Source organism: Mariniflexile soesokkakense, from assembly GCF_039650365.1.
Classification (GTDB): Bacteria; Bacteroidota; Bacteroidia; order Flavobacteriales; family Flavobacteriaceae; genus Mariniflexile; species Mariniflexile soesokkakense.
This window is the reverse complement of sequence record NZ_JAZHYP010000001.1, coordinates 119,180-134,883: the sequence shown is the minus strand read 5'-3', so window position 1 is coordinate 134,883 and position 15,704 is coordinate 119,180. Positions and strand designations below refer to the sequence as shown.

Below are 15,704 nucleotides of genomic sequence, written 5' to 3'. Positions count from 1 at the left end.
ATTACAAAGAACATAAATCATATGACAATGATACTTTTTTTCAATTTCTTGTGGAAGACTACATTCATGCTGATAGTACGAACGAACATCATGGAGAGAATGATTCTAGTCATGAAGATTTACCATTTCATAATACTCATTTTTGTAGTCATACCTTCCTGTTTTATGCACCCTCATTTGTTTACCAGTTTGGAACAGTTGAATTTAAAAGTAGAATAAAATATATAGATTTTAATAAGAGTTTTACTTCTGAGTATTTAGATTCTTTGTTACAACCACCTCGAGGTTAATTCAGTTAATATATTAGGACAACTCTGTCTTTATGATACTATTTAATAGGTCATTTTCGATTCGATTAGTCACAAATGCTGTGTCTTTTCTGAAAATTTTTAACGGAATTAATATAATTTAATTATGCTTAATAAAATAATTAAGTATTCCATAACCCATAAATTGGTTATAGGATTACTCACTTTGGCGTTGGTTCTAACAGGGATCTATTCGCTAAAACAACTGCCTATAGATGCAGTTCCAGACATCACAAATAATCAGGTGCAAGTAATAACTTCATCACCTACACTTGCAGCTCAAGAAGTAGAACGTTTAATAACGTTTCCCATTGAAATCACCATGGCAACCATTCCACAAATAGAAGAAATACGTTCTTTTTCTCGTTTTGGTTTATCAGTGGTTACTATTGTTTTTGAAGAAGATGTGGATGTGTATTGGGCACGTGCACAGGTGAATGAACGCCTTGTAGAGGCACAATCTCAAATACCTAACGGTATAGGAAAACCAGGTATTGCGCCTTTAAGTACAGGTCTTGGGGAAATTTATCAATATGTAATAGGAACTAAACCTGGCTATGAAGATAAATACGATGCGGCGGAATTGCGAACCATTCAAGATTGGGTCATTCGTCGTCAATTATTGGGCACACCAGGTGTTGCCGATGTTAGCAGTTTTGGAGGCTACCTTAAACAATACGAAATAGCCATTCGTCCAGAACGATTAAACGCTATGCGGGTTTCAATCTCTGAAATATTTGATGCTTTAGAATCAAACAATCAAAATACAGGTGGTGCATATATTGAAAAAAATGATAAAGCTTTATTTATTAGAAGTGAGGGATTGGTTGGTTCAATTAAAGACATCGAAAATATCCTTGTAAAACAGACAGATGATGGCATTCCCATTCTCATAAGTGATGTGGCTAAAGTAGAAACAGGTACAGCAATCCGCTATGGTGCAACCACTCGAAATGGAGAAGGTGAGGTTGTAAGTGCCATTGTTATGATGCTTAAAGGTGCAAATTCGGCACAAGTTATTGCCGATGTAAAAGATAAAATTGATGCCATTAGTAAAACACTGCCAGAAGGTGTTGTCATTGAACCTTTTTTAGATAGAACCAAATTAGTAAACAATGCTATAGGTACAGTAACAACGAATTTGGTTGAAGGTGCGCTTATTGTTATTTTTATTCTGTTGTTACTTTTGGGCAATTGGCGTGCGGGATTAATTACAGCGTCTGTCATACCATTAGCCTTATTGTTTGCCTTTAGCATGATGCATCTTTTTGGGGTGTCAGCAAACCTTATGAGTCTTGGGGCTATTGATTTTGGGCTGATTGTAGATGGAGCGGTTATTATTGTAGAAGCAACGCTCTTTCATTTGGGAAGTAAAAAATTTCAAAGGAAACTTACTCAAAAAGAGATGGATGAAGAAGTCTTCATATCTTCCAGTAAAATAAGAAATTCAGCAGCCTTTGGAGAAATTATAATTCTAATTGTGTATTTGCCCATATTGGCATTAGTAGGAACGGAAGGGAAAATGTTCGGTCCTATGGCACAAACGGTGAGTTTTGCTATTTTGGGTGCATTTATACTGTCTCTTACTTATATTCCAATGATGTCTGCCCTTGTATTAAGTAAAAAGACAGAACATAAGCGAAATATTTCCGATAAAATCATGGACTTTTTTTATAGCATATATGAGCCTGTTTTAAAGTGGGCAATGTGTACTAGGGGAATAGTTTTGGCTTCTACATTGGTTTTGTTTATCATAGCCTTTTCTGTTTTTAAAAATTTAGGAGGAGAGTTTATCCCAACGTTAGAAGAAGGTGATTTTGCTGTGGAAACACGTGTTATGACTGGGAGCTCGTTGAGTAATACCATTAAAGCGACTACCAAAGCAGAAAAGATTTTATTGGATAATTTTCCCGAAGTGTTACAGGTGGTTTCTAAAATTGGTTCAGGTGAAATTCCAACTGACCCAATGCCTGTAGAGGCAGCAGATTTGATGATTATTCTAAAAGATAAATCAGAATGGGTTTCAGCTTCAAATAGGGAGGAGTTGGCTAACAAAATGGCAGAAGCACTTGAAGAAATACCAGGTGTTACTTTTGGCTTTCAACAACCCATACAAATGCGTTTTAATGAATTGATGACTGGGGTACGACAAGATGTAGCTATAAAAATATATGGTGAAGATTTAGAGCAATTATCAAAATATGCCACACAAATAGGCAAAATTGCTGGTACAGTTGATGGTGCGGTTGATGTGTATGTTGAAGAAGTAACGGGTATTCCACAAATTGTGGTTAATTATAATAGGGCGCAAATAGCGAAATACGGCTTGAATATTAAATCAGTGAACAAAACCATTCAAGCTGCTTTTGCAGGAGCTTCAACAGGGTTGGTTTATGAAGGGGAAAAACAGTTTGATTTGGTCGTTCGTATGGCAGGAGACCACAGGAAAAATCTTTTTGATGTTCAAAATTTATATATAAACGGTAGCAAAGGACAACAAATACCATTGCAGCAAGTTGCCACAGTTTCAATTATTGATGGTCCATACCAAATTCAACGGGATAATACTAGAAGACGAATTATTACGGCTTTCAATGTGCGTAACCGTGATGTTGAAAGTGTTGTTGCCGAAATAAGAGACAAAATTGATAGTCAAGTGAATTTAGCATCTGGTTATAGTGTTACCTATGGTGGTCAGTTTGAAAATTTGGTTGAGGCAAGACAGCGTTTAGGTATTGCAGTACCTATGGCATTGTTGCTCATTTTTATATTATTGTATTTTACGTTTGGTTCTATAAAACAAGGTGTCTTAATCTTTACTGCCATTCCCTTGTCGGCAATTGGTGGTGTTTTTGCACTTTGGCTTAGAGATTTGCCTTTTAGTATTTCGGCAGGAGTAGGGTTTATTGCGCTTTTTGGAGTTGCAGTATTGAATGGGATCGTTTTAATTGCAGAATTTAATCGTCTTAAAAAAGATGGTGTCTCTGATATTTTTGAACGTATCTACAAAGGGACACATACACGTTTACGTCCCGTATTAATGACCGCAGCTGTTGCCTCATTAGGGTTTTTACCTATGGCATTATCGCAAACATCTGGGGCAGAAGTGCAACGCCCTTTGGCAACTGTGGTTATAGGAGGCTTAATTACGGCAACCTTTTTAACTTTAGTGGTATTACCAATTCTATATTATTATTCAGAAAAAAACATAAAAATGAAACCGAGTAAAATCACATTGCTATTGTTTATTGGGTTTATAGGCAGTATACATACTATAAATGCTCAAAATAATACAGAAGTAAAAGTATTCAAAAGCCTTAATGAAGTTCTTGAAGTGGCTTTAAAGAATAATCCGAATATTAAAGCATCTCAGTTTCAAGCAGAACAACAGCGAGCTTTAAAAGGTGCGAGTTGGGACATACCGAAAACAGAGTTTGGTTTAGAATATGGACAAACAAATAGTGTTGTTAACGATGATACACGTTTCAGTATAAACCAAACGTTTGCTTTTCCAACCTTGTATGCTAACCAAAACAAGTTATCTAAAGCGAAAATTGAGGCAAGTGAACGACATCAGGATGTAATTGAAAATGAATTGATTTTCCAAGTAAAATCGGCATACTATGAGTTGTGGTATTTAAAAAGCAAACAAAACGTTTTACAGGAACAAGACAGTATTTATGAACGGTTTCAATATGCAGCCGAATTACGCTTTAAAACAGGTGAAAGTAATGCATTGGAAAAAGCAACAGCAAATGCTGAACTATCTGATATGCAAATTGCGTTGAAAGATAATGCGACAATCATTAAGACCTATCAATTACGATTGCAGAATTTATTGAACTCAGAAAATCTTGTAGATATTAGTGTTGGGAATTTAGAACAAAAACTAATGATGACTTCCCAAGAGGTTGGTGATACTTCTATGACTTCACATAATCCGTTAGTGTCATTTTATGAGTCGAATGTTGAAATATCAGAAAAAGAACGTGCAGTGGCATCATCAAAAATGTTACCAAATATTACATTAGGTTATTTTAATCAATCTTTTATAGGTAGTGGCGAAACTGCCTATGGTTCATCAACGGTGTTTGACGCGGGTAACAGATTTACAGGAGTGCAATTAGGTTTAAGCATTCCTATTTTCTTTAAATCACACACCTCAAAAATTAAGGCGGCAAAGATTCAGAAAATGGAGTATGAATCTAAACTTGAAGCTGTGGTCAATTACACAAAATCACAATTGCAAACAGCACTGGAAACATTAAGAAATGACCAGAATAATTTGGACTTTTACCGTCTTAATGCCTTGCCACAGGCTGAATTACTTTTAAAATACTCACAACGTGGTTTTCAAGAGGGAGAAATTGAGTATTTAGAATATGTTCAAGGTATTAACCGTGCACTAACCATACAAACCAAATATTTGGCATTTGTAAATCAATACAATCAAACACTTATTAAAATTGAGCAATTAACTTCAAATAATTAGAAAATGAAAAACTATATATATAAAATCATTCTATTTACTGCGCTTTCTGTCATGTTGGGATGTAAGGATAAATCTGCGCCATCAAACGAAGATAACCACGATTTGGAAAATGAAAACATTGTTGAGTTAACTGAAGCACAAATAGCACAAACCAGTATTGTTGTTGGAAAAGTGGAAAAGCGACAAATGGGTCATGAAATTACGGTAAATGGTATGATAGATGTGCCACCACAAGGTAATATCTCAGTAACCATCCCTTATGGTGGGTTCTTGAAATACACCGAGATGCTACCAGGTAGTCGCATTAAAAAAGGGCAAGTAGTTGCTACAGTTGAAAACCCTGATTTTATTGAATTTCAGAGAGATTATTTAGAGGTTTTAGCAAACAATGATTATTTAAAGGCAGATTTTGAACGTCAACAAACTTTGAACGATGAGGAAGTGTCCTCTACAAAAGTATTTCAAAAAGCCAAAAGCAGTTACCTAACCAATAAAGCAAACATTCAGGCACTGGAAAGTAAGTTACGTTTGATAGGAATTAATCCATCAACCGTAAAAAATGGAAAAATTTCCTCGGTAGTAAATATTTATTCACCAATCAATGGTGTTGTTAGGGAAGTGTATGTTAATACGGGGAAATATTTTAATCCGCAAGATGTGTTGATGGATATCACTGATGCTTCGGATTTGCATGTAGAATTAAAAGTATATGAAGATGATATACCTTTAATAAAAAACGGACAACGCATTCGTTTTAGATTAGCCAACGCACCCGATAAATGGATGGAAGCTGTTGTGTTTTTGATAGGTAACAATGTGCGCGAAGACAGGTCTGTAACCATTCATGGGTATCTTAAAGAGCATATAGAAGATTTATTACCAGGAATGTTTGTAAACGCAGCTATAGAAGTGGAAGCAGTTGAACACTATGCACTTCCAGAAGAAGCTATTGTGCGTTTTGATGGTAAACATTATATTTTTAAGTCATTGGGTAAACGAAAAGAAGGTGAAGAGACCATGAACGATTTTGAAATGCTTGAAATCATTAAGGGGAATGATGAAGAAGGGTTTGTGTCATTTGATTTTGAAGACAAATCACAAGATATCACTCAAATGGATGTGGTGCTAAAAGATGCTTTCATCCTTTTGGCTAAAGCAAAAAACAGTGAAGAAGAGGGTGGAGGGCATGGACATTAATATGGAGCTATGAATGAAATAGAAAAATTATTTGAATCAAAAAACATACGCATTACAGCAATGCGTATGTTAATTTATAAGTTTCTTGCAGAAAAGCAAATAGCTGTTACATTAAGCGATATAGAAAATGCTTTTGATACGGCTGATAGAACCACACTATATAGAACTATTAAAACTTTCGAAGAAAAATTAATAGTGCATCAAATAGACGATGGTAGGGGTGTAACTAAATATGCATTATGTGAACGCGGATGCAACTGTGAAATTGAAACTGATTTACACTTGCATTTTCACTGCAATAACTGTAATGAAACAGTGTGTTTAACTGATCATAAAATTCCTCAAATAAAAGTGCCTAATGGATTTGTATCTGAAAATGTAAACTTAGTTGTTAAAGGTGTTTGCTATAAATGTAGCGGTCAATAATGCACTTCCATTGCATTGGTATTAATTGCATATTTATACTTTAAAAACATATTTTAATGAAAAAGAAGAAAGTTGATTTAAGAGATTTAAACCCAGATTCGGAAGCTGAACATAGTCACGATGATGATCATAATCACGTTAAAACATCCAATAGTTTTAGGGCTTATATTCCAGCAATTTTGAGTTTTGTAATGCTTATTATAGGAACAACATTAAGTTATTTTGATGTCTCTTTTTTTAAAAATTGGTCGGCAATTTTATGGTATAGTATAGCGTATTTACCTGTTGGACTTCCTGTGGTAAAAGAAGGATGGGAAAGTATTAAAAAAGGCGATGTTTTTACAGAATTCTTTCTAATGGCTGTCGCCACTATTGGTGCATTTGTTATTGGTGAATTCCCCGAAGGCGTTGCAGTAATGTTATTTTATGCAGTAGGCGAATTATTTCAAAATGCAGCAGTTAACCGAGCCAAAAGAAATATTAAAGCATTATTGGATGTTAGACCAAAGGAAGCCAATGTGTTTCGTGATGGTGATTATAAAAGTGTTTCTCCCGAAGATGTAAAGGTTACTGAAAAAATTCAAATTCGAGTTGGTGAAAAAATTCCTTTGGATGGTGTGTTGTTGTCAGAAAAGGCATCATTGAATACCGCAGCTTTAACAGGCGAAAGTAAGCCCAGTTCAGCAAGTAAAAATGATAAAGTTTATGCAGGTAGTATCAATTTAGAAAGTGTGATTGAAGTTGAAGTAACCAATAAATTTGAAGACAGTTCAATTGCCAGAATATTGCATTTAGTTCAAAAAGCCACAGCACGTAAATCAAAAACAGAATTGTTTATCAGGCAGTTTGCACGAATCTATACACCAATTGTGGTGTTTTTAGCAATTGGAGTTACTTTCATCCCTTATTTTTTTGTAGATGATTATATATTAAGAGATTGGTTCTATAGAGCCTTAATTTTCTTGGTAATATCCTGTCCTTGTGCATTAGTTATCTCCATTCCTTTAGGATATTTTGGTGGTTTAGGTGCAGCCTCTAAGAATGGTATTTTGTTTAAAGGAGCTTCATTCATAGATGCAATGACCAAGATAAATACATTGGTAATGGACAAAACAGGAACCGTTACCAAAGGTGTTTTCAAAATCAAAGAAGTAAAAGCAATCGGTTGGAGTGAAACTGAATTTATGCAATACCTAATGGCGATGGAAGAACAATCCACACATCCAATTGCAAAAGCCATTTTAGAGTATAATGCAGAAGGTGAAGATTTTGAAGCTCAAGACGTTTCTGAAATTGCAGGAAAAGGTTTAAGAGGCATTGTAAATGGTAAAACAGTTTTAGTAGGTAATAAAGCCTTAATGGGAACTAATAAAATTGCTATTCCAACTGAAACGGAATCTATTGTAGATTCGATAGTATTAGTTGCAATCGATAATCAATTTGCAGGTTATGTAGTCTTAGCAGATGAATTAAAAGAAGATGCAAAAGAAACTATAACAGCATTACACAATGTAGGTATCAAAAATATTATGATGCTTTCTGGTGACAAAGATTCCATTACTCAACAAGTCGCCAAAGAATTGAATATTGAAAATGCTAAAGGTGGATTATTGCCAGAAGATAAATTAAACGAAGTTGAAATTTTAAAGAAAAATCCTGAAAATAAAATAGCTTTTATTGGTGATGGTATTAATGATGCACCTGTTTTAGCAGCAAGTAACGTTGGAATTGCAATGGGTGGTTTAGGTAGTGATGTCGCAATAGAAACAGCAGATGTTATTATTCAAACTGACCAACCTTTAAAAGTAGTGAGAGCCATTAAAATAAGTCGTTCTACACGAAAAATCGTTTGGCAGAATATCATTTTAGCATTTGGTGTTAAAGTCATTGTATTGATTTTAGGAGCGGGTGGATTAGCAACTATGTGGGAAGCTGTGTTTGCTGATGTAGGGGTTGCTTTATTAGCGATTATGAATGCTATAAGGTTACAGAAAATGAAATGGTCAATTTAGTTTCTTTAGTTTAAATTTTGAATCCAAATACTAATTTTATTAGTTGATTTTAAATGTGTTTCTTTAATTAAAGATAAGAAAATTATAGAATTGTGCTAAGCATGAATGATAGATGTAGATAGATTTCTTTCGAAAATATATTATTTCAGAAACAAATAGGAGGCCAATACGATAATAACTACAATACAAACAATAAAAACCACCACCGCCCAAGTAGGATAAATTTTAGCTTGGTCAATTTTAGCATTAAAACGGCTTTCAAAACTTTCTATCATGTTTTTATGTATCGCCATTTGTTTTTGATGGTCAATGATGAGAGCTTTATATTCGGACACGTCCATCTTAACCTTTAGGTCATTTAATTGCAGGCTAATCGATTCCAATTTTTCAATGTTCTTATTGAACTCATGGAGTTCATTGACCAGTAAAGCTGATAGTTCTTCCAATTTTGTCATGAGTGTTATGTTTAATTTAATATCCTATATCGATTCCTTTATTAATGGCTTTTTTAATAATGAACTTCGTAATTTTCAGAGCTAGGTTAGGTGTCAGGTCAACCACTTTACCAGCCAGTTTGATACTTACATTATTATCTTTTAAAATACTAGCACCTCGAATCCCTGACATCTGCTTGCCTATATTTCCAAGTGACATATTGCGATGAACTTCACTCCCTTTAAGATTATGTCCATCAAACTCAAACCGAAAGCCCTGCAATTTGTTTTGGTTGTTAATGGTCGGGATGACCTTAACACCATTGGTCTGCATCGCCTTGACATAATCATCAAAGGATTTGGGTTGGAACTGTTTCATGGTCAAATCATGCCGGCGCTTGATTTCCGTTCGGATTTCCTTTAGATTGAACTCCTTTTCAAACTGGATCTGTTTTACGGTGGTCAGTCCCATCTGCTCCGCTACCTTTTCAGCAGCCTGTTGACTGCGCTTACCAATAAAACTATCGTTATAGGCAACCCCTCTAAAATCAATACGGTTCACATATAGATGGATGTGCTTATGATCCTTATCCTGATGTACAAAGGCAATCGCTTGCCGTTCACCTAATTTCATTTCGTGTATAAAACCTTTGGTAATGGAATGGAGGTCTTCATTATCCAATCGCTTGCCATCTTCAATGGTGGGACTGATCACAAAGGATAAGGTGTTTTTAGTACAATGGTAATTTTGGTCCTGGAGCATTTTGAACTCTTTGGTGATCTCTTTTGGCGTATCGCCATGCAGAAATTCCTTGAGTACCACTTCAGCATCCTTTTCCTGGTTCCATCCGTAGGACATGGATGCCATGGTATGCGATATGCTTTTGCCCTTTCCTATCATGATTGGAATTTTTTAAGATGTGCCTTGATTTGGTTTGCAAGTTCATAGACTTCTTGGGTCAATTTAGGATTCCGTTTTTTGTACATGTTCCCAATCGACTTAAAATTATTGTGGTATTTGATCAGCATCTTATAAATATTAATATGTTCCTCAGTAAAACGTTCCGTAATTTCCTGTTCAAAAAGACTGCGCCGAATGTATTCGCTCAAGGTCAATCCACTGCGTTTTGACTTAACTTTTAGGAGTTTCTTTTCATAAACGGAGCATCGAAACTTAACGAGGTCACCCTTCCCCTTAAACACTCTTTTTTTTTCTTTGCGACCTTCGGGAGCAAACGAGAATGTGTCCACAGGCACACATCTCGCGTTCCTACCCATAAGCATTTCGTTTTCCGATAGATCCTTTTCCAGATCGAGTTCCAAGCTATCGGATTGACCGAGTACTTCAGTAGGAATCTTTAGTGTCCGCTTCGGTTCATCTTTGAAGTAAAAATAGTTTTCATCTTTCTTTTTCATGGTTTATCAATTCGTTTAAGTCTTTATGGTTTATATAGCAGCTACTTTTATCGATAGTATGTTTGTACCTATCCATTAAATACTTGGTAGCTTTTTGTCCAGCTGCATCCCTATCCAAATAGAGGTGTACAAAATCATAGGTTTCGATTTTTTTTTCAGCTTCATTAATAAAGGCAATGGAATTTAAAACCAGAATGTCAGATGTGTCCAAAAGGTCTTCATCCAACATGGCCAAGGACAACAGATCGAACATGCCTTCCAAAATGATTAATTGTTTATTGTTGTTTTGGATATAGGTAGAGGATTTGGGACTGCTGCTGTTTTTAAACAGCTTGTTCCTTAATTCCCAACCATTTTTATGGTTCCTTAATCCTATAGCAAAAAAGGTTTTGTCTTTATATCTGTACCACACTTCCTTGCAATAGGTATTGGCAACCATTAATGAAATACCTCTGGAATTCAAATATTGAATCAGGGCAGGGTGCATGATGTCTTGGACTTTAATGATTTTAATATTGGTACATGGGATTATGTTAATTGCCGTTGTATCCCACTGATACCGTTGTTCCATTATGTTAATTGGAATGGCATCACTTAAAAACTCCAAAGCTTCTTTTATGGAACATTTTAGAATCCTGCATACCAAATCGATCACATTACCCCCAATGCCCTGGCCGTGGTCGTACCATCTGTTCTTGGTCCTGGAGACTTTCAAAGAGGCTTGGGTTTCTGACCGAAAGGGACTCAGAAACCAAGCTTCTTGTTCCGTAGTCCGTTTGGGAAAGTGCCCTAATTTTTCCAGTGCTTTTTCCACTGAAAAATTACGGGCTGTTTCACAATTTATTTTTTTTCTTTTCATCAGCCAATGTGTTTTAGGGTGTTTTTTTAGTGATTTGATGATTTCAACTGTAAAGCCCTATAAACAGTAGGATTTAAGGGTCATCAAAATGTCATCAAATCATCATTATTGGTTTTTTATGGCATTGTCCTGTCATCATTATTTTTTTTGATGACTAAATGATGATATGATGATGACGGCTTTAGCCCAACAAATACGGCAGGTTTTCTATTCTGTCATCAAATCATCAAAATTTTCCGTTAAAAATGATTTCTCCACGGTAAAATAGCGCCCCTTGGCATCTACCAACGTCATATCTCCGTCCGTCCAAATCACAAATTTTTGATAGCTATTGGAGTTGCCCTTGTTGCTCAATCTCCAATCCTTCTTCAGTAACCTCCGCAGTTGGGTCAGATCCGTTTTTATGCGAGTCCTGTTGAGTGCCAACAGAGCATCCAATGGGCAAAGGTCAACGGATTCCAAATCAAATTTTTCAATCACTCCCATCAGAATACTTGCCAGTTCCTTTTCAACCCGATTGCGATTGTTCTGTACCAACTTTATCAAGGCTTTGGTCTTGATCTGTTGGGCAGTGAACCACATGCGGGTCAAATGCTTTGAATGCAGTTTTCGGTTTGTTAGATAATAAAGGAAGGCTGGGATCTCTTCAATTAATTTTTCCAAATAGTTGGTCTGTTCTGTTTCCAGAACGGGAACTTTGATCACCCAAAAACGGGTTTCATTGGAATCAATCTTAATAAAGCTATCTTCATTGTTACTGCAAAGGATAAACTTGCCAAAAAACTCAACTTCCCGTTTGTCCTTGCCCTTGGCTTCCAATTTATTGATATTGGTGGTGCTTAGGTATTTGATGCGTTCGGTCAGTTCTTCCTTATTGAAAAGGACTTCATCGATACATATCAGGAGCTTGTTTGCCCAATCGGCATTGAACTGGCTGCTGAAACTATCATTGGTCAAGTAAGTCAGGTTGTTCTCAAAGATTTCCTTGAGCCATTTTAAAAAGGTACTTTTCCCTGTGGAGCGTTCCTTGGACACCAGGCATAATATTGGTAATACCTGAATAGGTTTTAGATACAATAGTTGGAGGTAGTCCAAGCCCAATTCATAATGTTTACCAAAAATGTGTTTTATGAATTTTAGGGATAAGGTAACGTCGCCCACTTTGGGCACTTTGCCCAAAGAGGAGTAGATATTGTAAAAACCCAAATATTCCTGTTTAAATGCTATATGGCTTGGAATGCAGGTAAAGCCATCATATTTTGGGATTTTGCTTAAATGGTCCTTGCCATGGTCTTGTTTGATGGTTTCCATGTTCCAGTGTACCAGGATCTCATTAAAGTGACCGGCTATGGTTGGGGCTTTGACGCGTTTATAATAGGACGTGCCCACACGTATATAAGGTGTCTGTTTCATAAGAAGTGTTTTTATGCCATGAGATACCATGGCAAATTGCTAACAGTTTGATTTTGGCTTAAAAAAATGGGGATTCTTATTCGCCAGACTACTTGTTTGGGTGTTGTCCGTTATTTTTTAGTTCGGGTTCTCGCTTATGTTGGAGCAGCCAATCCACAAGTTTCTTTTTATCGAAAAAGACCATTTTTCCGTTGGGTTTGGAGTGGGGAATTTTTCCGGAAGCTGTGAGCTTGTAAAGATAACTTCTGGATATACCCGTGTAATCACTGGCTTCATCAAAGGTCAATACCTCTTTGCTTCCTACAAGTAGTTTTTCTAAACGATCCAATCGTTCCAGTATTAAAATATTGTCCATTTTTATTGTTTTAGGTTAATAAAATGAACAAAAGCGCTTTTGCTTTCCCTTATGGGATTATGGTAATAAAGGTATAAAACGGGGCTGTTGAAAGAAGAAAAAAAAATAATTATTTATTCACAAATAATTGATAAACAACATATTAAATCAAAATAAACTAATCTTTATGACCATAAAACAAAAACATTTTAATTGGTAAAATCTGGCATCATTTAGCATGAAACTAAATGACGGGAAAAACACAGTTTTTAATAAGATTATGGGTTATTAACAATAGAAAACAAAGGTTTTGATAGATTTTGGGATTTAAAGGTGCTGAATTTTATATCGCTGCCATTTTAAAACATTAAATAAACTTATTAATTTATAGATTCTTTTGTGTTGCTTTGTTCAATGGAATCCATTTTCAATCTCAAAGCATTCATATCTTCACTTACTTTTTTATCAATTATTTTAGCATAATGCTGTGTAGTTCTCAAAGATTTATGCCCGAGCATTTTGCTAACTGATTCAATAGGAACACCGTTTGTAAGTGTTACAGTGGTCGCAAAGGTGTGACGTGCTAAATGGAAGGTTAGATTTTTATTTATTTCACATAAATCTGCAATTTCTTTGAGGTAAGCGTTCATTTTTTGGTTGCTTAAAACGGGAAGCAAAAGTTCAGTACCCAAAGATTCCACATGTGTTTTGTATTTATCAATAATTGCCTGTGGGATTGAAAGAATAGGAATATTACTTCTGGTATCTGTTTTTGCTCTTTTGGTTTTAATCCAATTTTGGCCATCAATACCAATAACAATATCATTTTTGGTAAGCTTTTTTACATCAGCATATGCCAATCCAGTAAAGCAACTAAAAATAAAGATGTCTTTAACTTGATTCAATCGGTCAGTTGAAAAATCCTTTTCAACTATCTTTTGAATTTCCTCACTTGTTAGGAATTCCCTGTCCACAATTTTAAGTTTGGCTTTCCAATGGATAAAAGGGTCTTTGTTAATCCAGTCATTGGCATAGGCAATGCGAATGATTTTTTTAAAATTCGTAATGTATTTAATTGCTGAATTATGAGCACAGTTTCTTGTGGTTTTTAGATAATATTCAAATCCAGTAATAAACTTAAGGTCAACTTCTCTAACAGGAATATCTTTAACTTGATACTCTTTTAGGATATAATCAGTAACATGCTTCATTGCCGTTTTATAGCGTTCCGCTGTTCCAGCTGAAAAATCTTTGCCCACTAATTCATTAACTTGATCATTGTGTTCTTGAAAAATCGCCAAAAGCATCTTTTGATTACTATTTTTCCCTAAGTAGACGTTTTTGATTTTTTCAGATGTAATCAAAATGTTATTTTCAGATAGCTGTTCTTGAATTTTATTAATCTTGAGTTCTATAGAGAGAAGATATTTATTCAATTCCCGAACGTCGGGAGTAGTTCCTCTTATTTTACCCGCATCAGAATTCCATCGCGTTAATTGCACTTTACGCCTTATACTAAACTCACTTCGCTTACCATTTACAGTAATACGCGCATATATAGGCGCATAACCGTTTTTGTCAATGTCATTTCCTCGTGGGTAGAATAGGATGGAGAATGTAGTTTGCATCGGTGCGTATTTTTTATCTCCAACAAAATACAAAAAAAATATCAATTATAAAAATTAAGACATGCTTGTAAACTACTGTATTACAGTATTTAATAATCAATTCGGTGCGTAAATTTTGTTTTAAAAAACACGCACCGAATCCCGTACTTTTTATTTGATATTTTTTGGTTTTATTTGATATTGAATAAAATTAAAAACCCTGTAAACATTTAATTTACAGGGTTTTAGTGGAATTCGGTACATTTCCAGCGGAGAAAGAGGGATTCGAACCCCCGGAGGTGTGACCCTCAACAGTTTTCAAGACTGCCGCATTCGACCACTCTGCCATTTCTCCTTAAGTGTCTCATCAGGTATTCCCTGAATGCGGGTGCAAATATAGAACCCTTTTTTAATTCTTTCAAATAAAATACTGTTTTTTTGAAAATAAATTTTCATGCTTTTACTATTAGCTTATTTTTGTAAAAATTAAAATTTTAAAATGAATATTATTAAGCAACTTAAGTGGCGTTATGCTACCAAAAAGTTCGATGCAACCAAAAAGCTATCTTCAGAAAAACTAGATATTTTAAAGCAAGCATTCAATTTAACAGCAACATCATTCGGGTTGCAAACCATTAAATTAGTAATTGTAGAGAAGGAAGCATTAAGACAGCCCTTGGTGGCACATGCATACAACCAAAAACAAGTTTTAGAAGCCTCCCATTTATTGGTTATTTGTATGCAAGAAGACATATTAGATACCGATGTTGTTGCATATTACAACAATATAAAAACCACAAGAAGCACATCCGAAACCATTTTAAAACCTTACAGAGAAGACCTCATTAAAACGATGCAAAATATGTCGGTCCCAGAACGCCTGCAATGGTCAAAAAACCAAGCCTACATAGCGCTAGGTAATTTAATGACCGTTTGCGCTATAGAGGGAATAGATTCCTGCCCCATGGAAGGTTTTTTGCCACAAGCCGTAGATAATGTGTTACAGCTAAACAAAATGGGTTTAAAATCAGTATTATTACTTCCCGTGGGCTACAGAGATGAAACCGATATGTTTGCCAACTTTATTAAAGTAAGAAAATCAATAAACGAAGCAGTAATAGAATTATAATTAACACAAAATATTTTGGCGTTACCACAAGGGTCGGGCTTTCGGCAGTCGCTCTCTGCGAGTAGCTCCAACAATGC

Annotated in this window: 13 protein-coding genes and 1 tRNA gene; 6 read left to right on the top strand and 8 right to left on the bottom strand. The window is 35.3% G+C overall.

Translation table 11 applies throughout. From position 1 onward, the window contains the following. Positions 1 to 50 precede the first annotated feature (50 nt). The 5 genes from VP395_RS00590 to VP395_RS00570 all read left to right on the top strand — a co-directional run bounded on the left by VP395_RS00590 (position 51) and on the right by VP395_RS00570 (position 8,435). A complete protein-coding gene (locus tag VP395_RS00590) occupies positions 51 to 290 on the top strand; it encodes a hypothetical protein (RefSeq protein WP_346239752.1) in 240 nt (79 codons plus the stop codon). Positions 291 to 414: 124 nt separating this feature from the next. Then, positions 415 to 4,800, top strand: coding sequence for a CusA/CzcA family heavy metal efflux RND transporter (locus tag VP395_RS00585; RefSeq protein WP_346239751.1), 4,386 nt, complete (start codon positions 415 to 417; stop codon positions 4,798 to 4,800). Positions 4,801 to 4,803: 3 nt separating this feature from the next. Then, positions 4,804 to 5,997: an efflux RND transporter periplasmic adaptor subunit gene (locus tag VP395_RS00580; protein WP_346239750.1), complete on the top strand. Its 1,194-nt coding sequence runs from the start codon at positions 4,804 to 4,806 to the stop codon at positions 5,995 to 5,997. 9 nt (positions 5,998 to 6,006) lie between these two features. Beyond that, complete coding sequence (locus VP395_RS00575) at positions 6,007 to 6,423, top strand: Fur family transcriptional regulator (RefSeq protein ID WP_346239749.1); 417 nt, start codon at positions 6,007 to 6,009, stop codon at positions 6,421 to 6,423. A gap of 56 nt (positions 6,424 to 6,479) precedes the next feature. Next, positions 6,480 to 8,435, top strand: a complete 1,956-nt coding sequence (locus tag VP395_RS00570) for a heavy metal translocating P-type ATPase (protein ID WP_346239748.1) — start codon at positions 6,480 to 6,482, stop codon at positions 8,433 to 8,435. A 140-nt stretch (positions 8,436 to 8,575) separates the two neighbouring features. Here the strand turns inward: VP395_RS00570 and VP395_RS00565 are convergent, their stop codons facing one another. From VP395_RS00565 to VP395_RS00530, 8 genes are all read right to left on the bottom strand, one after another. After that, positions 8,576 to 8,890 carry a DUF6730 family protein gene (locus VP395_RS00565; RefSeq protein WP_346239747.1) on the bottom strand — a complete coding sequence of 105 codons (315 nt, stop codon included), beginning with the start codon at positions 8,888 to 8,890 and terminating at the stop codon, positions 8,576 to 8,578. A gap of 16 nt (positions 8,891 to 8,906) precedes the next feature. Beyond that, positions 8,907 to 9,770 carry a relaxase/mobilization nuclease domain-containing protein gene (locus VP395_RS00560; protein WP_346239746.1) on the bottom strand — a complete coding sequence of 288 codons (864 nt, stop codon included), beginning with the start codon at positions 9,768 to 9,770 and terminating at the stop codon, positions 8,907 to 8,909. Next, positions 9,767 to 10,285, bottom strand: coding sequence for a mobilization protein MbpA (gene mbpA / locus VP395_RS00555; RefSeq protein ID WP_346239745.1), 519 nt, complete (start codon positions 10,283 to 10,285; stop codon positions 9,767 to 9,769). The genes VP395_RS00560 and mbpA overlap by 4 nt, the downstream gene beginning before the upstream one ends. Further along, positions 10,269 to 11,144: a toprim domain-containing protein gene (locus VP395_RS00550; protein WP_346239744.1), complete on the bottom strand. Its 876-nt coding sequence runs from the start codon at positions 11,142 to 11,144 to the stop codon at positions 10,269 to 10,271. Before VP395_RS00550 ends, mbpA begins: the two co-directional genes overlap by 17 nt. 207 nt (positions 11,145 to 11,351) lie before the next feature. After that, positions 11,352 to 12,557 (bottom strand): primase-helicase family protein, encoded by a 1,206-nt coding sequence (locus VP395_RS00545; RefSeq protein ID WP_346239743.1) that lies wholly within the window; start codon positions 12,555 to 12,557, stop codon positions 11,352 to 11,354. An 88-nt stretch (positions 12,558 to 12,645) separates the two neighbouring features. Beyond that, entirely contained in the window at positions 12,646 to 12,912 is a 267-nt protein-coding gene (locus VP395_RS00540) for a helix-turn-helix domain-containing protein (protein ID WP_346239742.1), read from the bottom strand. A 359-nt stretch (positions 12,913 to 13,271) separates the two neighbouring features. Then, positions 13,272 to 14,519 (bottom strand): site-specific integrase, encoded by a 1,248-nt coding sequence (locus VP395_RS00535; protein ID WP_346239741.1) that lies wholly within the window; start codon positions 14,517 to 14,519, stop codon positions 13,272 to 13,274. A 249-nt stretch (positions 14,520 to 14,768) separates the two neighbouring features. Next, positions 14,769 to 14,853, bottom strand: a tRNA-Ser gene (locus VP395_RS00530). A 144-nt stretch (positions 14,854 to 14,997) separates the two neighbouring features. Here VP395_RS00530 and VP395_RS00525 point away from each other — a divergent pair. Beyond that, entirely contained in the window at positions 14,998 to 15,627 is a 630-nt protein-coding gene (locus VP395_RS00525; RefSeq protein WP_346239740.1) for an NAD(P)H-dependent oxidoreductase, read from the top strand. Positions 15,628 to 15,704 lie beyond the last annotated feature (77 nt).